Origin of the sequence: Rhizobium sp. BK212, assembly GCF_014197475.1 — a bacterium.
Classification (GTDB): Bacteria; Pseudomonadota; Alphaproteobacteria; order Rhizobiales; family Rhizobiaceae; genus Rhizobium; species Rhizobium anhuiense.
Window position 1 is genome coordinate 692,070 of record NZ_JACIFS010000002.1, and the last position, 19,435, is coordinate 711,504.

17 protein-coding genes are annotated in these 19,435 nt (G+C 61.5%); 12 read left to right on the top strand and 5 right to left on the bottom strand.

Features of this window, described 5'->3' with window-relative positions; genetic code table 11:
• Positions 1–39: 39 nt before the first annotated feature.
• Together FHT79_RS08420 and ade are read left to right on the top strand one after the other, a co-directional pair.
• Positions 40–1,128 (top strand): branched-chain amino acid ABC transporter substrate-binding protein, encoded by a 1,089-nt coding sequence (locus tag FHT79_RS08420; protein ID WP_183903236.1) that lies wholly within the window; start codon positions 40–42, stop codon positions 1,126–1,128.
• A 119-nt stretch (positions 1,129–1,247) separates the two neighbouring features.
• The gene (ade, locus tag FHT79_RS08425; RefSeq protein WP_183903237.1) at positions 1,248–2,945 is read left to right on the top strand and encodes an adenine deaminase; all 1,698 of its coding nucleotides are present in this window, start codon (positions 1,248–1,250) and stop codon (positions 2,943–2,945) included.
• Between the two features lie 71 nt (positions 2,946–3,016).
• Here ade and FHT79_RS08430 read toward each other — a convergent pair whose 3' ends face one another.
• Positions 3,017–4,663, bottom strand: a complete 1,647-nt coding sequence (locus FHT79_RS08430; protein WP_183903238.1) for an alpha-glucosidase family protein — start codon at positions 4,661–4,663, stop codon at positions 3,017–3,019.
• A gap of 285 nt (positions 4,664–4,948) precedes the next feature.
• Here FHT79_RS08430 and FHT79_RS08435 point away from each other — a divergent pair, with 285 nt between their 5' ends.
• The 7 genes from FHT79_RS08435 to FHT79_RS08465 all read left to right on the top strand — a co-directional run bounded on the left by FHT79_RS08435 (position 4,949) and on the right by FHT79_RS08465 (position 12,011).
• A complete protein-coding gene (locus FHT79_RS08435; RefSeq protein WP_132572770.1) occupies positions 4,949–6,529 on the top strand; it encodes a peptide ABC transporter substrate-binding protein in 1,581 nt (526 codons plus the stop codon).
• A gap of 48 nt (positions 6,530–6,577) precedes the next feature.
• A complete protein-coding gene (locus FHT79_RS08440; RefSeq protein ID WP_132572773.1) occupies positions 6,578–7,501 on the top strand; it encodes an ABC transporter permease subunit in 924 nt (307 codons plus the stop codon).
• Positions 7,498–8,415, top strand: a complete 918-nt coding sequence (locus FHT79_RS08445) for an ABC transporter permease subunit (RefSeq protein ID WP_183903239.1) — start codon at positions 7,498–7,500, stop codon at positions 8,413–8,415. Before FHT79_RS08440 ends, FHT79_RS08445 begins: the two co-directional genes overlap by 4 nt.
• Positions 8,416–9,408, top strand: a complete 993-nt coding sequence (locus FHT79_RS08450; RefSeq protein ID WP_047611339.1) for an ABC transporter ATP-binding protein — start codon at positions 8,416–8,418, stop codon at positions 9,406–9,408.
• Positions 9,401–10,387 (top strand): oligopeptide/dipeptide ABC transporter ATP-binding protein, encoded by a 987-nt coding sequence (locus tag FHT79_RS08455; protein WP_132572779.1) that lies wholly within the window; start codon positions 9,401–9,403, stop codon positions 10,385–10,387. The genes FHT79_RS08450 and FHT79_RS08455 overlap by 8 nt, the downstream gene beginning before the upstream one ends.
• Before the next feature lie 166 nt (positions 10,388–10,553).
• Entirely contained in the window at positions 10,554–10,895 is a 342-nt protein-coding gene (locus tag FHT79_RS08460) for a hypothetical protein (protein WP_183903240.1), read from the top strand.
• A gap of 195 nt (positions 10,896–11,090) precedes the next feature.
• Positions 11,091–12,011 (top strand): sugar kinase, encoded by a 921-nt coding sequence (locus FHT79_RS08465; RefSeq protein WP_127430172.1) that lies wholly within the window; start codon positions 11,091–11,093, stop codon positions 12,009–12,011.
• Between the two features lie 143 nt (positions 12,012–12,154).
• Here the strand turns inward: FHT79_RS08465 and gstI are convergent, their stop codons facing one another.
• Positions 12,155–12,343, bottom strand: a complete 189-nt coding sequence (gstI, locus tag FHT79_RS08470) for a glutamine synthetase translation inhibitor GstI (protein WP_063474502.1) — start codon at positions 12,341–12,343, stop codon at positions 12,155–12,157.
• Positions 12,344–12,776: 433 nt separating this feature from the next.
• Between gstI and FHT79_RS08475 the strand changes: the two genes are divergently transcribed.
• Both FHT79_RS08475 and FHT79_RS08480 read left to right on the top strand, forming a co-directional pair.
• Complete coding sequence (locus FHT79_RS08475; RefSeq protein ID WP_047611346.1) at positions 12,777–13,817, top strand: glutamine synthetase beta-grasp domain-containing protein; 1,041 nt, start codon at positions 12,777–12,779, stop codon at positions 13,815–13,817.
• A gap of 238 nt (positions 13,818–14,055) precedes the next feature.
• A complete protein-coding gene (locus tag FHT79_RS08480; RefSeq protein WP_183903241.1) occupies positions 14,056–15,237 on the top strand; it encodes a glycosyltransferase family 1 protein in 1,182 nt (393 codons plus the stop codon).
• Positions 15,238–15,242: 5 nt separating this feature from the next.
• On the opposite strand, the gene FHT79_RS08485 is transcribed toward FHT79_RS08480, so the two are convergent.
• Positions 15,243–16,256: an alpha/beta hydrolase gene (locus FHT79_RS08485; RefSeq protein ID WP_183903242.1), complete on the bottom strand. Its 1,014-nt coding sequence runs from the start codon at positions 16,254–16,256 to the stop codon at positions 15,243–15,245.
• A gap of 161 nt (positions 16,257–16,417) precedes the next feature.
• Between FHT79_RS08485 and FHT79_RS08490 the strand changes: the two genes are divergently transcribed.
• Positions 16,418–16,855, top strand: a complete 438-nt coding sequence (locus tag FHT79_RS08490; protein WP_183903243.1) for a MarR family transcriptional regulator — start codon at positions 16,418–16,420, stop codon at positions 16,853–16,855.
• A 290-nt stretch (positions 16,856–17,145) separates the two neighbouring features.
• On the opposite strand, the gene der is transcribed toward FHT79_RS08490, so the two are convergent.
• Entirely contained in the window at positions 17,146–18,567 is a 1,422-nt protein-coding gene (gene der / locus FHT79_RS08495) for a ribosome biogenesis GTPase Der (RefSeq protein WP_183903244.1), read from the bottom strand.
• A gap of 16 nt (positions 18,568–18,583) precedes the next feature.
• A complete protein-coding gene (locus tag FHT79_RS08500; RefSeq protein ID WP_183903245.1) occupies positions 18,584–19,267 on the bottom strand; it encodes a tetratricopeptide repeat protein in 684 nt (227 codons plus the stop codon).
• Positions 19,268–19,435 lie beyond the last annotated feature (168 nt).

Below are 19,435 nucleotides of genomic sequence, written 5' to 3' on the forward strand. Positions count from 1 at the left end.
TCATCGTGGGTCGAATGACCCCATCCAAGGAGACAGACATTGACGGCGACCCTCGTCGCGTCACTCGCCTTTGCGCCGCTCGCCCATGCCGATATCACCATCGGCCTGATCGCGCCGCTGACCGGCCCCGTCGCGGCCTATGGCGATCAGGTGAAGAACGGCGCTCAGACCGCCGTCGACGAGATCAACAAGAAGGGCGGGATTCTCGGCGAGAAGGTCGTCCTCGAACTGGCCGACGATGCCGGCGAACCGAAACAGGGCGTTTCCGCCGCCAACAAGGTCGTCGGCGACGGCATCCGTTTCGTTGTCGGCCCGGTGACCTCGGGCGTCGCCATCCCGGTTTCGGACGTGCTTGCTGAAAACGGCGTGCTGATGGTCACTCCGACTGCGACGGCCCCTGACCTGACAAAGCGCGGTCTCACCAACGTGCTGCGCACCTGCGGCCGCGACGACCAGCAGGCCGAAGTCGCCGCCCAATATGTGCTGAAGAATTTCAAGGACAAGCGCGTCGCCATCGTCAACGACAAGGGCGCCTACGGCAAGGGCCTTGCCGACGCCTTCAAGGCGACGCTGAACGCCGGTGGCATCACCGAAGTGGTCAATGACGCGATCACCCCAGGCGACAAGGATTTCAGCGCGCTCACCACCCGCATCAAGTCCGAGAAGGTCGACCTCGTCTATTTCGGCGGTTATCACCCGGAAGGCGGTCTGCTCGCCCGCCAACTGCATGACCTCGCCGCCAACGCGACGATCATCGGCGGCGACGGCCTCTCCAACACCGAATTCTGGGCAATCGGCACGGATGCCGCCGCCGGCACCATCTTCACCAATGCCTCGGACGCCACCAAGAACCCGGACTCCAAGGCCGCAGCCGAGGCGCTCGCCGCCAAGAACATCCCGGCCGAAGCCTTCACCCTGAACGCCTATGCCGCCGTCGAAGTGCTGAAGGCTGGCATCGAGAAGGCTGGCAGCGCCGAGGATGCGGAAGCCGTCGCGACCGCGCTGAAGGGCGGCCAGGAGATCCCGACCGCCATCGGCAAAGTCACCTACGGCGAAACCGGCGACCTGACCTCGCAGAGCTTCTCGCTCTACAAATGGGAAGCCGGCAAGATCGTTGCTGCCGAATAAACCATCGCTGACCGTCGACGACCGGGCGCCCTTACGGCGCCCGGTTTCGTTTTGCGGCACTCGCTTGTGGCGGCAGATCGGTTATAAGTTTCGGAATCGGTTGTAATGTGAGCAATGCCATGACCACCAAGCTCGAACGTCTCATCGACCAGGGCGTCGGCCGCGTGCCGGCCGATATCGTGCTGAAGGGTGGCCGCTTCTTCGATCTCGTCACCGGCGAACTCGTCCTCTCCGACATTGCCATCGGCGCCGATCGCATCGTCGGCACCTCAGGCAATTATGATGGCGAGACCGAGGTCGATATTTCGGGCAGGATCGTCGTTCCCGGCTTCATCGACACGCATCTGCACATCGAATCCTCGCTGGTGACGCCGCATGAATTCGATCGCTGCGTCTTGCCCTATGGCGTCACCACCGCGATCTGCGATCCGCACGAGATCGCCAATGTGCTCGGAAGCGCCGGCATCGAATTCTTTCTCGAATCGGCGCTGGAGACGATCATGGACATCCGCGTCCAGCTCTCCTCCTGCGTTCCGGCGACCCATCTCGAAACCTCCGGCGCCGATCTGCCGATCGAGCGCCTCCTGCCCTACCGCCACCATCCGAAAGTCATCGGCCTTGCCGAATTCATGAATTTCCCCGGCGTGATCCACAAGGATCCCGTCTGCATGGCCAAGCTCGAGGCCTTCCAGGGTGGCCATATCGACGGTCACGCGCCGCTGCTGTCCGGCAACGACCTCAACGGCTACCTCTCGGCCGGCATCCGCACCGAGCACGAATGCACGACGGCCCGCGAAGCACTGGAAAAGATCCGCAAGGGCATGCATATCCTCGTGCGCGAAGGTTCGGTCTCCAAGGATCTCGCCGCGCTGATACCCATAATCACCGAGCGGCTGTCGCCCTATCTGGCGCTCTGCACCGACGACCGCAATCCGCTCGATATCGCCGAACAGGGCCATCTCGATCACATGATCCGCACGGCGATCGCAAGCGGCGTCGAGCCCCTGGCGATCTACCGCGCCGCCTCGATCTCGGCTGCCCGCGCCTTCGGCCTCAGGGATCGCGGTCTGGTCGCACCGGGCTGGCGCGCCGATCTTGTGGTTCTCGACAGCCTGGAAAATTGTCGCGCCGACATGGTCTTCTCCGCCGGCCGCCGGGTCACCGATGCACTCTTTTCCTCGCGCAGACCGGTTGCTCCGATCGGCCTCGACAGCGTCAAGGCCCGGCCCGTCAACGCCGCCCATTTCGGCGTGCCGGTCGCCGAGGGTGAAACGCCTGTCATCGGCGTCATGCCGGGCAAGATCATCACCGAACATCGCCGCTACCGCCTGCCGGTCAGGGGCAACGAGACGACGGTCGATCTTGCCAATGATATCATCAAGGTCGCCGTCATCGAGCGCCATGGCAAGAACGGCAACCATGCCAACGGCTTCGTCCAGGGCTTCGGCCTGAAGAAGGGCGCGATCGCCTCCACCGTCGGCCATGACAGCCACAACATCTGCGTCGTCGGCGTCAGCGAGGACGATATGGCGCGCGCGGCAAACCGTCTCGGCGAGATCAAGGGCGGCTTCGTCGTCGTCGAAGACGGCAAGGTCACCGGCGAAATCGCCCTGCCCATCGCCGGCCTGATGAGCCTTGAGCCCTATGAGACGGTCCGCGATACACTGCACCACCTGCGCAAAGCCGCCTTCGCGCTCGGCGCCACGCTGGAGGAACCCTTCCTCCAACTCGCCTTCCTGCCGCTGCCGGTCATTCCGCACTTGAAAATATCCGACCGCGGCATGGTTGACGTGGACAAGTTCGCGCTGATCGGGTGATGCAATTCCGGGGTTGATTCCGCAGTGGGCGACCTTTGACTGTCGCCTTCATGGTTACGGCAGCAAGAACATCAAACCCGCGCGCAAAACCCGTCGAGCGCCGCAAGCTTCACCGATCCCACGCCAGCCACCGCCGCGAAGCCCGGCATCTCGAGCGGTTCCTCAAGCACCACGCCATCAGGCAGGTGGAATTCCGCCGGTTCGCGCGTCAGGTTGAAGACGAAGAGCAGTTTTTCTCCGTCCTTTTCGCGGGTGAAGGCGAGCAGATCCTGGTTGGTGCCGATGAAGGTCATATCGCCGTCGATCAGTGCCGGATGGCTCCTCCGGAAAGCAAGCGTCCTGCGGTAGTGATGCAGCACCGAGCCGTCGCTTGCCTCCTGCATATCCACGGAAAGTGCTGCCTGCTCGTAAGGCACCGGCAGCCAGCTCTTTTCCGCCGAGGTGAAGCCCGCATGCGCTTTGCCGGCCTCCCAGGGCATTGGCGTGCGGCATCCGTCGCGGCCCTTGAAGGCCGGCCAGAAGCGGATGCCATAGGGGTCACGCAGATCCTCGAAGGCGAGTTCGGCCTCCGGAAGCCCGAGTTCCTCGCCTTGGTAGAGGCAGATCGAGCCGCGCAGCGCCGCAAGCACCGAGATCGCCAGCTTGGCGATGACAGGCCGCTCTTCCTCCGTCCGCGCAAAGCGGCTGACATGGCGCATGACGTCGTGGTTGGAAAAAGCCCAGCAGACCCAGCCGTCGGTCACCGCTTTCTGAAAAGCCTCAACGCAGCCGCGAATATGCTCGGCAGTGAAATCCGGTCCGAGCAGATCGAATGTGTAGCACATGTGCAGCTTGTCGCCGCCGCTTGTATAGGCGCCAACCGTCTTCAGCGAACGCGCGCCGTCGCCGACCTCGCCGACGGTCGTGCGATCCTCGTATTGGTCGAGCAGCGCCCGGAAGCGCTTGAGGAAATCGACATTTTCCGGCTGCGTCTTGTCGTAGAGATGGTTCTGCATGCCGTAGGGGTTGGTGTCGGGCGCATCGAGGCCTGCGTCGTCCTCATCCGGCTCGTGCGGCGGATTGCTCCTGAGCTGCTTGTCGCAGAAATAATAGTTCACTGTGTCCAGCCGGAAGCCGTCGACGCCGCGGTCGAGCCAGAACCTCACTGTCTCCAGTACCGCATCCTGCACTGCCTTGCTGTGGAAGTTGAGGTCCGGCTGTGAGGTCAGGAAATTATGCTGGTAATATTGGCGACGCACGCCATCCCATTCCCAGCCCGGTCCGCCGAAGATCGACAGCCAGTTGTTCGGCGCCGTACCGTCAGGCTTCGGATCGGCCCAGACATACCAATCCGCCTTGGAATTGGTCCGGCTCGACCGGCTCTCGACGAACCAGGGATGCCGGTCTGATGTGTGCGAGATCACCTGGTCGATGACGACCTTGATGCCGAGCCTGTGCGCCTCGGCCATCATCTCGTCGAAATCGGCGAGCGTCCCGAAGATCGGATCGACATCGCAATAATCGGAAACGTCGTAGCCCATATCGGCCATCGGCGACTTGAAGAAGGGCGAGAGCCAGATCGCGTCGACGCCGAGGCTGGCAATATGCGGCAGCCGGCGGGTGATTCCCCTGAGATCGCCGAGCCCGTCGCTGTTGGTATCCTGAAACGATCGCGGATAGACCTGATAGATCACCGCGCCGCGCCACCAGTCCGCACTCCCGCCTGCCTGCAATGCCATCGGCTACATCTCCTGCCTCGTTTGCGCCCGCCACACTAAAGCGGAAGAAACAAAAGACAACCATGTGAAGCCGTTATGAAGGCGCTGCGAAGGCCGGGAGGCATCGTCGCGATCCGACAAGGGGGAGACGTATATAGGCTTGTCCACAACCCCTTTCCACCCACCGGATTTGGGGTTGCAACGCAAAGCCTTTGCGATAATGTGCGCACTGACCTGCACGTAAGAGGTCAAACACCGGGAACAAATGTCTAATAAAGGCGCAAAGCCTAGAAAGGTGGACCCACCATGAACCAATTCACGAAAAAATTTCTCGCCTCTGCAATGCTTGGCACATTGCTGGCGTTTTCGGCGCATGCGGCCACGCTGAACATTCACAATGGTGGCGACCCGCAGTCGCTCGATCCGCAGAAACTGTCAGGCGACTGGGAGAACCGTATCGCCGGTGACATCTTCGAGGGCCTCGTCACCGAGGACGCCAAGGACAATCCGATCCCAGGCCAGGCCGAAAGCTGGACGATTTCGCCTGATGGCAAGGTCTACACCTTCAAGCTTCGCGACGGCATCAAGTGGTCCGATGGCCAGCCGGTAACGGCAGGAGACTTCGTCTTCGCCTTCCAGCGCCTCGTCGACCCGAAGAACGCCGCTGACTATGCCTATCTGCAATTCACCATCAAGAATGCGGAAAAGATCAACAAGGGCGAGATCACCGATCTCAACCAGCTCGGCGTCAAGGCGATCGACGACAAGACGCTCGAAATCACGCTCGAAAATGCCACGCCCTATTTCCTCAATGCCCTGATGCATTACACCGCCTATCCGCTGCCGAAGCATGTCGTCGAGGCGAAGGGTCAGGATTGGGTCAAGATCGGCAACATCGTCACTAACGGCCCTTACAAGCCGGTCGAATGGGTTCCGGGCTCGCATGTCACGACGGTCAAGAACGACCAGTGGTACGACACCAAGGACCTGAAGATCGACGGCGCGAAGTTCTTCGTGCTCGAAGACCAGGAAGCCGCGCTGAAACGCTATCGCGCCGGCGAATTCGACATCCTCACCGACTTCCCGACCGACCAGTATGAATGGATGAAGAAGAACCTGCCCGGCCAGGCGCACGTCGCCCCCTTCTCCGGCCTCTACTATTACGTCGTCAACTCGCAGAAGCCGCCCTTCAGCGACAAGCGCGTCCGCCAGGCTCTCTCCATGGCGATCAACCGTGAAGTGATCGGCCCGCAGATCCTCGGCACCGGCGAATTGCCGGCCTATTCCTGGGTTCCGCCGGGCACAGCGAATTACGGCGAGCCGGCCTATGTCAGCTGGAAGGACCTGCCCTATAGCGAGAAGGTCGCCGAAGCCAAGAAGCTTCTGACCGAAGCCGGTTTCGGCCCGGACAAGCCGCTGCACGCGGTGCTCAGCTACAACACCAACGACAACCACAAGCGCATCGCCGTCGCCATTGCCTCCATGTGGAAGCCGCTCGGCGTCGATGTCGAGCTTGTCAATGCCGAAACCAAGGTGCATTACGACCAGATGCAGCGTGGCCAGGTGGAAATCGGCCGCGCCGGCTGGCTCGCCGACTATAACGACCCGGACAACTTCCTGAACCTCCTGGTGACAGGCGTACAGATGAACTATGGCCGCTGGTCCAATCCCGAATACGACAAGCTGATCAAGGAAGGCAACGCCGAGACGGACCTCACCAAGCGTGCGGCGATCTTCAAGAAGGCCGAACAACTGGCGCTGGATGAATCCGCCGCCCTGCCGATCTACTACTATGTCTCGAAGAACGTCGTTTCGCCGAAGATCGAAGGCTTCGTCGACAATATTCAGGACATCCACCGCACCCGCTGGCTGTCGATGAAAGAGTAAGGGAAAACGGTCCTTTCCGCGCATTGCGGAAAGGACCGGCCCACGATCATGATCAAATACGCCCTCCGTCGCCTGCTATCGACGATCCCCGTTCTGTGGATCGCCGTCACAGCCTGCTTTTTTGTTTTGCGCCTTGCCCCCGGCGGCCCTTTCGATGGCGAAAGGCCATTGCCGCCGGTGATCCTGAAGAACCTTGCGATCCACTACAATCTCGATAAGCCGCTCATCCAGCAGTACCTGATCTATGTCGGTGACCTGCTCCGGGGCGATCTCGGCCCCTCCTTCGCCAGCGAGGATTTCACCGTCGCCCAGCAGATCATGATCGGTCTGCCCTACACCTTCACCATCGGTACGGCTGCCTTCCTGATTGCCATCATTGTCGGCGTGGCCGTCGGCTGTCTTGGGGCTCTCTATCAGAACAAGGCACCGGATTATATTCTGGGCGCGCTCATTCTGGTGGGCGTCGTGCTGCCGAACTTCCTGATTGCGCCCATCCTGCAGCTCGTCTTCGGCATCCATCTCGCTTGGTTTCCGGTCGGCGGCTGGGGTGACGGCTCGATCAAATACCTCATCTTGCCGATCGTCGTTCTGGCGCTGCCGCATGCCGGCCGTATCTCGCGCATCACCCGCGGCTCGATGATCGAGGTGATGAATCAGAACTTCATTCGCACCGCCAAGGCCAAAGGCATCGGTCCCCGCCTGACAGTCATGCGCCATGCGCTGAAGCCCGCCATGATGCCTGTCGTCTCCTATCTGGGTCCAGCGGCAAGTTACCTTCTCACCGGCTCGCTGGTTGTCGAGAGCATCTTCGGATTGCCCGGCATCGGCCGCTATTTCGTCAACGCAGCGCTGAACCGTGACTACGGCATGGTTCTCGGCACGGTCATCTTCTACATGGTGCTGATCGTGTTCCTGAACCTTCTCGTCGATATCGCCTATGCGTGGCTCGATCCGAAAGTGAGAAACCGATGATTCTCAATCCCGCAAAACGCGAGTTGCTCGCCCAGGAACTGCTGGAGGCGGAGGGCCTTGCGCCCGAAAGCCGTTCGCTCACCAGGGATGCGTTACGCCGCCTCGGGCGCAACAAGGCAGCCGTCCTGTCGATTTTCGTCCTGGCGCTGCTGATCCTTGCGGCCTTCCTCGGCCCCTGGTTCATTCCCTTCAACTATGAGGATCCGGATTGGGCGGCCTTCCGCATACCGCCCTCGATCGAAACCGGCCACTATTTCGGTACCGACCCGAACGGCCGCGACCTTCTCGCCCGCGTCTTTTACGGCACCCGCGTCTCGCTTGCCGTGGCGCTGACGGCGACCGTCGTCTCCGTCTTCATCGGCGTGCTCTACGGCGCGGTATCGGGCTATATCGGCGGCAGGCTGGATGCGATCATGATGCGCTTCGTCGACATCATGTATGCGCTTCCCTATATCCTCTTCGTCATCCTGCTGATGGTGATCTTCGGCCGCAACGTCTATCTGCTCTTTGCGGCGATCGGCGCGCTGGAATGGCTGACCATGGCCCGCATCGTGCGCGGCCAGACGCTGTCGATCAAGCATCGCGAATTCATCGAGGCGGCCCGCGCATCCGGGCAGCGGCCGTTCAAGATCATCATCAAGCACATCATCCCGAACCTCGTTGGCCCCGTGGTCATCTTCGCGGCGCTGACGGTGCCTGAAATCATCGCCACCGAAAGCTTCCTTTCCTATCTCGGCTTCGGCGTGCAGGAGCCGCTGACCTCGCTCGGCACGCTGATCGCCGAGGGGACCGATGCCATGGAAAGCATGCCCTGGCTGCTGGTCTTCCCGGCCAGCTTCCTCGTGGCCCTGCTGCTCAGCCTGCTGTTCATCGGCGACGGCCTGCGCGACGCGTTCGACCCGAAGGATCGTTAAATGACGGACACCCTCCTCGAACTCAAAGACTACTCGATCACCTTCAAGACGCCGGATGGAGAGGTGAAGGCGGTCTCGAACATGAACCTGACGGTCAAGCGCGGCGAGCGCATCGCCATCGTCGGCGAATCCGGCTCCGGCAAGAGCCAGACCTTCCTCGGCATCATGGGCCTGCTCGCCAAGAACGGCAGAACGACGGGACAGGCGCTGCTCGAAGGCAAGGACGTGCTGGCGCTGAAACCGCGCGAACTCGACCAGATCCGCGGCAAGGACATGGCGATGGTCTTCCAGGACCCGATGACCGCCCTCAATCCATCGCTGAAGATCTCCCGGCAGTTGACGGAGCAGCTCGAGGTTCACGGCGGGCTCACGGCGCGCGCCGCATCCGCCGCCGCACTCGACATGCTGAAACGCGTCGGCATTCCCGACCCGACCCGGCGCTTCCACCTCTATCCGCACGAGCTATCCGGCGGCATGCGCCAGCGCATCGTCATCGCCATGGCGCTGCTCACCCGGCCGAAACTTCTGATCGCCGACGAACCGACGACGGCGCTCGACGTCACCATCCAGGCGCAGATCCTCGATCTCTTCAACGACCTGACGGCGGAGATGAACACGGCGCTCGTCATGATCACCCACGATCTCGGCGTCGTTGCCGGCCTCGCCGACCGCGTCGCCGTCATGTATGCCGGCCGCATCGTCGAGGAGGCTCCCGTCGACGAGCTCTTCGACAACCCGGCCCATCCCTATACCGCAGCACTGCATGCCTCGATCCCGCGCCCGGACCAGGATGTCGACGACCTCGTCGTCATCCCGGGCCGCCCGCCGAACCTGCAGCACCTGCCGAAGGGCTGCAATTTCTCGCCGCGCTGCTCGCAGGTCCAGGACGATTGCATCGATCGCCCGCCGCCGCTCGAAACGCTGGCGCCGCACCATTGCGCCGCCTGTTACCACCCTTTCCCGCGTCGCGAGGAGCTGCTCAACCATGGCTGAACGATCGCTTCTGAGGGTCGAGAACCTGACGACCCAATTCGAACTGCCGGCGAAAGGCCTCTTCAAGCCGCCGATCTTCCTGACTGCCGTCAACAATGTCAGCTTCGACCTCAGCGAAGGCCGCACGCTCGGCATCGTCGGCGAATCCGGCTGCGGCAAGTCTACGCTCGGCCGCTCCATCCTGCGGCTGCTGAAATCGCAGAAGGGCCGCATCCTCTGGCAGGGCCGCAACCTTCTCGACCTCACGGACGAGGAAATGCGCGCCGCCCGCCGCGACATGCAGATCATCTTTCAGGATCCGATCGCCTCGCTCGACCCGCGCATGACGGTCGGAGACATCATCGCCGAGCCGCTCACCGTCTTCGAGCCGAAACTCTCCAAAACCGAGCGCACCGAGCGTGTCCGCGAGATCATGACCGCCGTCGGCCTGGTGCCGGAAATGATCAACCGCTATCCGCACGAATTCTCCGGCGGCCAGGCGCAACGCATCGGCATTGCCCGCGCGGTCGTCACCAAACCGAAACTCATCATCTGCGACGAGCCGGTTTCGGCCCTCGACGTCTCGATCCAGGGTCAGGTCATCACGCTTCTGCGCAAGCTGCGCAAGGAGTTCGGCCTGACGCTGATCTTCATCAGCCATGACCTTTCCGTCGTGCGCCTGATCTCCGACGATGTGCTGGTGCTCTATCTCGGCAGGGTTGTCGAAGCCGGCGACTGCGCCACCGTCTTTGACCATCCCGCCCATCCCTATACGCAGGCACTCTTCTCCGCCGCGCCGATCCCGGATCCGAAGCTCGCGCGCCTGCGCACCCGGATCCGGCTGCAGGGTGATCCACCTTCACCGCTCAACCCACCGAAAGGCTGCGTCTTCTCACCGCGCTGCTGGAAGGCGACCGACATCTGTCGCACCGAAATGCCGCCGACCGAGGAGGTCCGTCCCGGCCAGAAGGCCGCCTGTTATCATATGGACAGGCCATGAACGGAACGAGGGCCGCGTGAGAGCGGCCTTCGCCCTGGATGCCTGATGCGCCATCCATTGTCAGAACGAAGCGGACTATTTTTGGATCTAAAGTCCCCAATAAGAAAGATTTTATGAGCGCGTGCTATCCCATTTCGGCCTAATCGCAAGCCAGGGGAACGCTTACATGAAATCGAAAATATCAGCTTTGATCGCACTCGCCGCCACGATGATCGCCGCCTCCGCCGGTTCGTCGCATGCCGAAGATCTGAAGTTCAAGCTCACCAACGGAACGAACTCCGTCCTGACGCGCTTCTACAGTTCGCCGACCGGCGTCGGCGAATGGGAAGAAGACGTCTTCGGCGACGACGTTCTCAATCCGGGCGAGAGCATCGATATCACCATCGCCGATGGCCGCACCGTCTGCAAATACGACATGCGCTTCGAATTCGAGGAAGGCTCAAACCTCGCAACCACAGAAGATACGCAGGATCTTTGCGCGATGGGCAGCTATACCATCCACGAATAGGCATCCTTCTGAAAGCCCGCCTTCGCCTCGTCGGTGAAGGCGGGCTTTCATCTCCCGTGATATCGGCGCTTGTCACTCCGCCCGGCTCCGCGTATCAGCGAATGAAGAGCAGCGGATAATCCGCCAATTCAAAGTGATAGAGCGTCCGTAGCGTGTCCTGTTGGATCTGCAGCGCTCTCATGCCGGGAGGACAAGGTGAGCAGACGGTTTCTATCGATCGGTGAATGCATGGTGGAGCTCTCGCAGGCAGGCGATGGCCTGCTGCGCAAAGGCTTCGCCGGCGATACCTTCAACACCGCCTGGTATGCCCGCGCCTGCCTTGCCGCCGATTGGTCGGTCGATTATTTCACCGCTCTCGGCGACGATGCCATGTCGGACGAGATGCTGGCCTTCATCGACAAATCAGGCATCGGCACGAGCCTGATCCGCCGCATCAGGGGCAGGACGCCCGGCCTCTATATGATCAACCTGAAAGACGGCGAACGCTCCTTCAGCTATTGGCGCGACAGCTCTGCCGCCCGCAGCCTGGCCGCCGACCCGGATCGTCTGCGCGAGGCGGTGGAAAGCGCTGCCGTTATCTATTTCTCGGGCATCACCCTTGCCATCCTGCCGCATGAGGATGCTGAGACGTTGCTCGCCGAGGTCCGCCGCGCCAAGGCCGCCGGCAAGCTCGTCGTGTTCGATCCGAACATCCGTCCCCGCCTCTGGTCGAGCTACGACGTCATGCATACGACGATCAGCGAGGGCGCCCGCTCCTCCGTGATCGTCATGCCGAGCTTCGACGACGAGGCCGCCCATTTCGGCGACGATTCCATCGAGGCAACGATCCACCGCTATCGCACGCTGGGCGCTGTCGATATCGTCGTCAAGAACGGCGCAGACGGAGTAAGGTTGAATTTTGCCGGCGAGGAGACCTTCGTTCCAGCCGAAAAGGTAAAGAAAGTGGTGGACACCACCAGCGCCGGCGACAGTTTCAACGGCGCCTTCCTTGCCCGCTACCTTGAGACCTCGGACGCACTGGCCGCCGCCCGCTTCGCCGCAAAGGTCGCAGCCCGCGTCGTCAGCGAACACGGCGCATTGGTCGCAAAGGAAAAGCTTGGATTGGATCGCGGCTGAACCCGCGCTGACAACACCCTACGAACGCTGCCCCCGCCTTGTCGGCATCTCCTGCACCGCGCGCCAGGGAAGCACCGCTGCCTTAGATCCCCGCACGAGCCAAAAACTCCGCTTTACCGGGTCGGGTGCCAGGAAAATCGAAATCAGGACTTCTTCGGCCGATCGGACTCGCGAACCGCCTCGTCATGATACCAGCAGCTGTCGAGCGCATCGCAGACATCGGCCGCCTCACGCTCCATCAGCCGGGCGCGTTCGAACCGGTTGGTGGCCCGCATCGGCTTGACGGGAAACTGGTAGATCGTTGCGGATTCACGATGGAAACCGGTGGGCATGAGATCGCCTCCATTCAGCACGGCGCATCAATATTCAGGACCATTACCATAGCACGATGCACATAGTTTATGCAAATTGCACAATATATATGCATTGTTGTAATTATAGCCGCTCAACATGCTGACCAGGCCGAAAGCTTCCGCCTATTTGTTCAACACTTCATCATTTCAGCCCTAACGCCTCAAATTTCATCCGGTTCCGAAGCGGAAAAGCCGCGTTCTGCTTGAAGATAGGGCCCTCGACCGTCAAATCGGGCTGTTTTTGGAAAAAGAAAAATGCGCGTCGACTGGCTGATTCGCGATTTTTCTTTGGCCCGGCAGCTGAACTGGCACGCTACATGCTTTTAAAGCGTCATCCCCTGGCGGTCGGATGCGCTTGCGCGCCGAGATCGTCTCCGGATTTGCTCACCTTCGTAGCATTGAGAGAGTCACGATGACAAAATATAAGCTCGAGTATATTTGGCTCGATGGGTACACTCCGGTACCGAACCTGCGTGGCAAGACGCAGATCAAGGAATTCGACGCATTCCCGACGCTGGAACAGCTTCCGCTCTGGGGCTTTGACGGCTCCTCGACGCAGCAGGCTGAAGGCCGTAGCTCCGATTGCGTGCTGAAGCCGGTCGCCATCTATCCCGACCCGGCCCGCACCAACGGCGCTCTCGTCATGTGCGAAGTCATGATGCCGGATGGCGTCACGCCGCACGCATCGAATGCCCGCGCCACCATCCTCGACGACGAAGATGCCTGGTTCGGCTTCGAGCAGGAATATTTCTTCTACCAGAACGGCCGTCCGCTCGGCTTCCCCGAGCAGGGCTACCCAGCTCCGCAGGGTCCGTACTACACCGGCGTCGGCTATTCGAACGTCGGCGACGTTGCCCGCGAAATCGTCGAAGAGCATCTCGACCTCTGCCTCGCTGCCGGCATCAATCACGAAGGCATCAACGCCGAAGTGGCCAAGGGCCAGTGGGAATTCCAGATTTTCGGCAAGGGCTCCAAGAAGGCGGCCGACCAGATCTGGATGGCACGCTACCTCTTGCAGCGCCTGACCGAAAAGTACGGCATCGACATCGAGTATCATTGCAAGCCGCTCGGTGACACCGACTGGAACGGCTCGGGCATGCATTGCAATTTCTCGACCAAGTACATGCGCGAAGTCGGCGGCAAGGCCTATTTCGAAGCGCTGATGGCGCAGTTCGAAAAGAACCTGATGGACCACATCAACGTCTACGGTCCTGACAACGACAAGCGCCTGACCGGCAAGCACGAAACGGCTCCGTGGAACAAGTTCTCCTACGGCGTTGCCGACCGTGGTGCTTCGATCCGCGTTCCGCACTCCTTCGTCAAGAACGACTACAAGGGCTATCTGGAAGATCGCCGCCCGAACTCGCAGGGCTGCCCCTACCAGATCGCTTCGCAGGTTCTGAAGACGATTTCGGAAGTTCCGACAGCAAGCTCGGCTTCCGCTGCCGCTTAACCTCCCAAACGGCGCCGGTCCACGACCGGCGCCGTCATCCTTTCCGTAAGAGAATTGCGATCGACCGCTGACATATTCGCGGGGATCGAGCCGCTAAGGCCCTCTAGATGCTGGCATGCGGCTGTAATATTTCCATCATGGTCATGCCTCAAAATAGAGAAGCGGGAATCGCCGTTCCGGAACCCCGCTTTGGGGTTGAGCGTTGCCAGATCACTGCAACGCAGATGGAAATCGTGACATGTTGCAACGTCCGGCAAACACTTATAGCGGCGAAAGCTGGGCCAATGCCGCAGCCGCCGGCAATCTGCCGGAACGGCTGGTAATCGTCACCGACGCCTGGCATCCGCAGGTCAACGGCGTCGTGCGCTCGATCGAGAACACCAATCGCGAGCTGGCGAAGATGGGCGTCGAGGTTTCGATGGTGACGCCGGAGCGCTTCCACAGCATCCCCTGCCCGACCTATCCCGAGATCCGCCTGTCGATCGCCAATTACCGCCGCGTCGCCCGCGAGATCGAAAAGCACAATCCTTCCTACGTGCATATCGCCACCGAAGGCCCGCTGGGGCTCACTGCCCGGCGCTGGTGCCTGCGCAAGCGCATGCCCTTCTCGACCAGCTATCACACGCGTTTTCCGGAGTATGTTTCTGCCCGCTTGCCGATCCCGCAGAGCTGGCTCTATGCCTTCGTGCGCTGGTTCCATAATGGCGGTGCCGGCTGCATGGTGGCGACACCGAGCCTTGCCCGCGAGCTATCGGCGCGCGGCATCAAGAACCTGATGCCTTGGACCCGTGGCATCGACGCCTCGCAATTCCACCCCATGCCGCTTGAAGACGAGCCTTTCGGCCTCCCCCGTCCGATCTTCATGACGGTCGGTCGCGTCGCCTTGGAAAAGAACCTGCCGGCCTTTCTCGATCTCGACCTGCCCGGCTCGAAAGTCGTCGTCGGCGACGGCCCGGCGCGCGCCGAACTGGAGCAACGCTATCCCCAGGTACACTTCACCGGCGTGAAATTCGGTGAGGATCTGGCGAAAATCTATGCCCAGGCCGATGTCTTCGTCTTTCCCTCGCTCACCGACACCTTCGGCAATACCATCCTCGAGGCGCTGGCATCGGGCGTTCCGGTCGCAGCTTATCCGGTCACCGGCCCGCTCGACATCATCGGTGAGGACAGCGAAGTCGGGGCACTCGATGCCAACCTGCAGGTCGCCTGCCTTGCCGCCCTCTCCGCCTCGCGGCAGAAGGCGCGTGAGCTCGCCATGCAATATTCCTGGGAAGCAGCGACCCTGCAGTTCATCAACAATATCCGCGCCGCCAACGGCGTCATCACGCCGAAATGGAAGAAGGCCTGGCAATTTGCCAAATCGCTTCCAAGAAGCAGAAAGCCCGGCGAAACCGCCGGGCCTCTCCCGTCCGCAGACTGATTGGTTTATTTGTGAAGCGCGCTGCGAAGCGTGTCGTTGGCGACCGCAATCGCGCTGCGTGCGGCAGGCGTTTCGGCAATCGCGTTCAGCAGCACGAAGTCATGGATCGTGCCGTTATAGCGCATCGACGTGACCTTGACGCCAGCTTGGCTGAGCTTGCGGGCATAAGCCTCGCCCTCGTCGCGCAGCACGTCGTTCTCGTCGACGATGACGAGCGCCGGCGGCAGGCCGTTCAACTGCTCCAGCGACGCCTGCAGCGGTGAGGCCGTCGGCTCCTTGCGCTTGGCTTCATCAGGCAAATAGGCGTTCCAGAACCACTTCATCGCTTCCTTGGTCAGCCACGGGCCATCGGCGAACTGCTTGTAGGACCCGTTGTCGAAATTGGCGTCGGTGACGGGGTAGAACAGCACCTGCTGATCGATGGCAGGACCGCCGCGTTCCTTGGCAAGCAGTGTCACCACCGCCGCCATGTTGCCGCCGACGCTATCGCCGGCGACCGCGAGCCTGCTGGCGTCGACCTTGAACTCCTTGGCATGTTCGGCGACATATTTGGTAGCGGCATAGGCCTGCTCGATGGCGACGGGATAGCGGGCTTCCGGCGAGCGTTCGTAATCGACGAAGACGACGACGGCATCGGCGCCGTTGGCGATCTCGCGCACCAGCCGGTCATGTGTATCCGCATCGCCCAAAACCCAGCCGCCGCCATGGAAATAGAGAATGACCGGCAGCGTGCCCTTGGCATGTTCCGGGCGGACGATGCGCAGCTTGATGCTGCCTGTCGGGCCTGTCTTGATGACCCTGTCCTCTTCCTGGGCAGCAAGCATCTTTACGTCGCCCTTCTGCGCCCCGGCTAGGACATTGCGGGCATCGGCCGGCGACAGCGTGTAGATCGGCGCGCCGCCGGCAAGCCCGTCGATGAATTTCTGCGTTGCCGGTTCCAGTACCGGATCGGCAAGCGCGCCAGCGGCGGAAGCTGCGAGCAGTGCGACTGCGGAAACTGCGGTCTTGATGGTCGACATTGTCTTGTCCTCTCGGTTTCGATGTTCGTTGTGAACACCGGATTTATATCGCGCGCGATTATTTATTGAGCAATTTAAATTTACGCATAGCTGCCATGCATAAAAATCGCTTCCGATTATTTATTGCACGATATAAATTTCGCCAGTTCTGGAGACAAGCCATGCAGGATCAGCTGAAGCTCGACAATTTCATCTGCTTCGCCGTCTATACGGCAGGCCACGCACTGAACCGCGTCTACAAGCCGCTGCTCGATGCTCTGGGCCTCACCTATCCGCAATATCTGGCGATGGTTTCTCTCTGGGAGCAGGACGGCCAGACCGTCGGAGGCCTCGGCGAAAAGCTCTTCCTGGAGTCGAGCACGCTGACCCCGCTGCTGAAACGCCTGGAAACCGCTGGTTATGTCAGACGCGAACGAAGCCGGGAGGACGAACGCGTCGTCGTCATCCGCTTGAGCGAAGAAGGCCTCCGCCTGAAGGAAAAAGCGATCGGCATTCCCGGCTGCATCGCCGCTGCCAGCGGCCGCGATGCCGTCGATCTCACCCGGTTGCAGGCCGAGATCGTGGCGCTGCGCGAGGCGTTGAATAGAAGCGTGGCTTAGCTGCTGAAAAGCAGATGGCTATCACAGAGCTTGTGATACCCCCCTCTGCCCTGCCGGGCATCTCCCCCACAGGTGGGAGGTGGGGAGATCGGCTGGGCGTGATGGCTTTCCCAAACAACTGGCCATCACATGAACCGCAAATTTAGGGCGAGGTATAGCTTTTGCCGATCTCCCCCTTGTGGGGGGTCCGAAGGACGGGTCGAGACCCGTGGCTCGACCCCGGGGCCTGGCAGGGCAGAGGGGGGGTGGCCACACGACGTGCCGTCAGACCAATCAGCGCAAGCCCAGCCCTACGTCCGCCTCTTCTTGCCTTCGAACGGATTGTCAGGTGAGCGGAAATGGATGCGGATCGGCACGCTCGGCATGTCGAAATCGGCGCGCAACCCATTGATCAGATAGCGCGTATAGGATTCCGGCAGCGCATCGGAGCGGGTGCAGGAGATCATGAAAGCCGGCGGGCGGGCTTTGACCTGCGTCATGTATTTCAGCTTGATCCGACGGCCGGAAACGGCCGGTGGCGGATGCTGGATCTGCTGCGTCTCCAGCCAGCGATTGAGCCGCGCCGTCGAAATCCGCTTGTTCCAGACCCTGTCGGTGTCGATGATCGACTGCATCAGCTTGTCGAGTCCCCAGCCGGTCTGGCCGGAGATCGGCACGGCGCGGATGCCGCGCGCCTGCGGCAGCAGCCGGTCGGTCTTTTCGCGGAGATCCGCAAGCACCGCCTGTCGGTCTTCAATCATGTCCCACTTGTTGAAGGCGAGTACCGCCGCACGGCCCTCGCGCAGCACCAGGTCGACGATCTGCAGGTCCTGCTTCTCGAAGGGGATCGTCGCATCGAAGACGATGACGACGGTTTCGGCGAAGCGGATGGCGCGCAGCGCATCGGCGACCGAGAGCTTCTCCAGCTTCTCGATCACCCGCGCCTTGCGGCGCATGCCTGCGGTGTCGAACATCTTGATGGTGCGGCCACGCCAGTCCCATTCGACCGAGATGGAGTCGCGGGTGATGCCGGCCTCCGGCCCGGTCAAAAGCCTGTCCTCGCCGAGGAAGCGGTTGATCAGCGTCGATTTGCCGGCGTTCGGCCGGCCGACGATCGCCACCCTGAGCGGCTTGGTGTCGTCATAGGCGGGCTCTTCGTCCTCGTCCTCACCCTCGCCCGCAGTCTCGGAAATGTCGACGTCGGTGACGGCAACATCTTCCTTCGCATAGGCCCGGTCCTCGCCGATCGCCGCGACGATCGCGTCGCGCAGGTCGATCATGCCCTGTCCGTGTTCGGCCGAAATCGGCGTCGGTTCACCGAGGCCGAGTGTATAGGCGTCGTAAAAGCCGCTGTCGGATCCGCGCGCTTCGGATTTGTTGGCGACCAGCACCACCGGCTTGCCGCGCCGGCGCAGCATTTCCGCAAGGGCGGTGTCCACGGGCGTCAGCCCGCTTTTGGCGTCTACGACAAAAAGCGAAAGATCTGCCTCATCGATCGCCGCTTCCGTCTGCGCGCGCATCCGGCCCTGCAGGCTTTCCTCGTCAGCCTCTTCCAGACCGGCGGTATCGATGATCGTGAAGGTCAGGCCCATCAGCCGCGCATCGCCCGGCCGGCGGTCGCGGGTCACGCCCGGCGTGTCATCGACAAGCGCCAGCTTCTTCCCCACCAGTCGGTTGAAAAGCGTCGACTTGCCGACATTCGGACGACCGACGATGGCGACCGTGAAACTCATTCTTTTTCCTTAAAACTCAGCCCTGTGCGGCGGGCGCCTTGCCGGATGCGGTAATGAGATCAAGCATCATATGGGCGCGATTGGCAACATTGCGCGGGCTATCGGTATCATTGACGATCGACTGGAACCACTGGCGCGCCTGCGCCATGTTGCCGGCCTTATAGGAGGCAAGGCCGAGCGCTTCGCGCGCCGAATGCCGGAAGGCGTCGCCCGGCACGGCCATTTCCTCGATCGCAGCCGAAACCTGCTCGTAGCTGCCATTTTCGATGAGCAGCCAGCCGGCGCGCATTCTGGCGGCATCGCGCACGGCGGCAGGAACACCATTGTCCTTGCCGATCTCGTTGAAGGCGGCGATCGCCGCGCTAGCGTCGCCCTTTTGCGCCTGGACCGTCGCGGCCCGCATGCGCGCCAGCACCGGATAGGCGCCGTGGCCTTCCTTCTCAAGCTTGTCGAGCGCGGCCAGCGCCTCGTCGTTCTTATTCTCGTCGGCAAGCTTCATCGCCGCCAGGAACTGGTCGCCGGTGCCGGAGGAGCGGTTGTTGTCCCAATATTCGTAGACGACCTTGCCGGCGGTGCCGACGACGATCAGGATGGCGACGGCAATGATATAGCGGCCGAACCGGCGCCAGACGCCCTTCATCTGGTCGGATCGCAATTCCTCATTGACTTCACGGATGAAGCTGTCGTCGTTGAATGCCATTCTCGTCTCCGGCCGCGGAAATACCTATACGCTGTGCAAAAAGCACATTGTCGGGCCTTCTACTCCATTTTGCCGCCGTTGTAAGGGGGATGTGAAAGATTAGAGCGCCGCGTGTCCAACAGGACGCGCTGAGGACGCTCTAACACCTTGAATCCGCGTATAAGCCTT

Bases quoted from the DNA above. Each gene is read 5' to 3' on its own strand.
- ade (WP_183903237.1), top strand. From the start codon at position 1,248: ATGACCACCAAGCTCGAACGTCTCATCGACCAGGGCGTCGGCCGCGTG.
- FHT79_RS08430 (WP_183903238.1), bottom strand. From the start codon at position 4,663: ATGGCATTGCAGGCAGGCGGGAGTGCGGACTGGTGGCGCGGCGCGGTG.
- FHT79_RS08435 (WP_132572770.1), top strand. From the start codon at position 4,949: ATGAACCAATTCACGAAAAAATTTCTCGCCTCTGCAATGCTTGGCACA.
- FHT79_RS08440 (WP_132572773.1), top strand. From the start codon at position 6,578: ATGATCAAATACGCCCTCCGTCGCCTGCTATCGACGATCCCCGTTCTG.
- FHT79_RS08445 (WP_183903239.1), top strand. From the start codon at position 7,498: ATGATTCTCAATCCCGCAAAACGCGAGTTGCTCGCCCAGGAACTGCTG.
- FHT79_RS08450 (WP_047611339.1), top strand. From the start codon at position 8,416: ATGACGGACACCCTCCTCGAACTCAAAGACTACTCGATCACCTTCAAG.
- FHT79_RS08455 (WP_132572779.1), top strand. From the start codon at position 9,401: ATGGCTGAACGATCGCTTCTGAGGGTCGAGAACCTGACGACCCAATTC.
- FHT79_RS08460 (WP_183903240.1), top strand. From the start codon at position 10,554: ATGAAATCGAAAATATCAGCTTTGATCGCACTCGCCGCCACGATGATC.
- gstI (WP_063474502.1), bottom strand. From the start codon at position 12,343: ATGCCCACCGGTTTCCATCGTGAATCCGCAACGATCTACCAGTTTCCC.
- FHT79_RS08475 (WP_047611346.1), top strand. From the start codon at position 12,777: ATGACAAAATATAAGCTCGAGTATATTTGGCTCGATGGGTACACTCCG.
- FHT79_RS08480 (WP_183903241.1), top strand. From the start codon at position 14,056: ATGTTGCAACGTCCGGCAAACACTTATAGCGGCGAAAGCTGGGCCAAT.
- FHT79_RS08485 (WP_183903242.1), bottom strand. From the start codon at position 16,256: ATGTCGACCATCAAGACCGCAGTTTCCGCAGTCGCACTGCTCGCAGCT.
- FHT79_RS08490 (WP_183903243.1), top strand. From the start codon at position 16,418: ATGCAGGATCAGCTGAAGCTCGACAATTTCATCTGCTTCGCCGTCTAT.
- der (WP_183903244.1), bottom strand. From the start codon at position 18,567: ATGAGTTTCACGGTCGCCATCGTCGGTCGTCCGAATGTCGGCAAGTCG.
- FHT79_RS08500 (WP_183903245.1), bottom strand. From the start codon at position 19,267: ATGGCATTCAACGACGACAGCTTCATCCGTGAAGTCAATGAGGAATTG.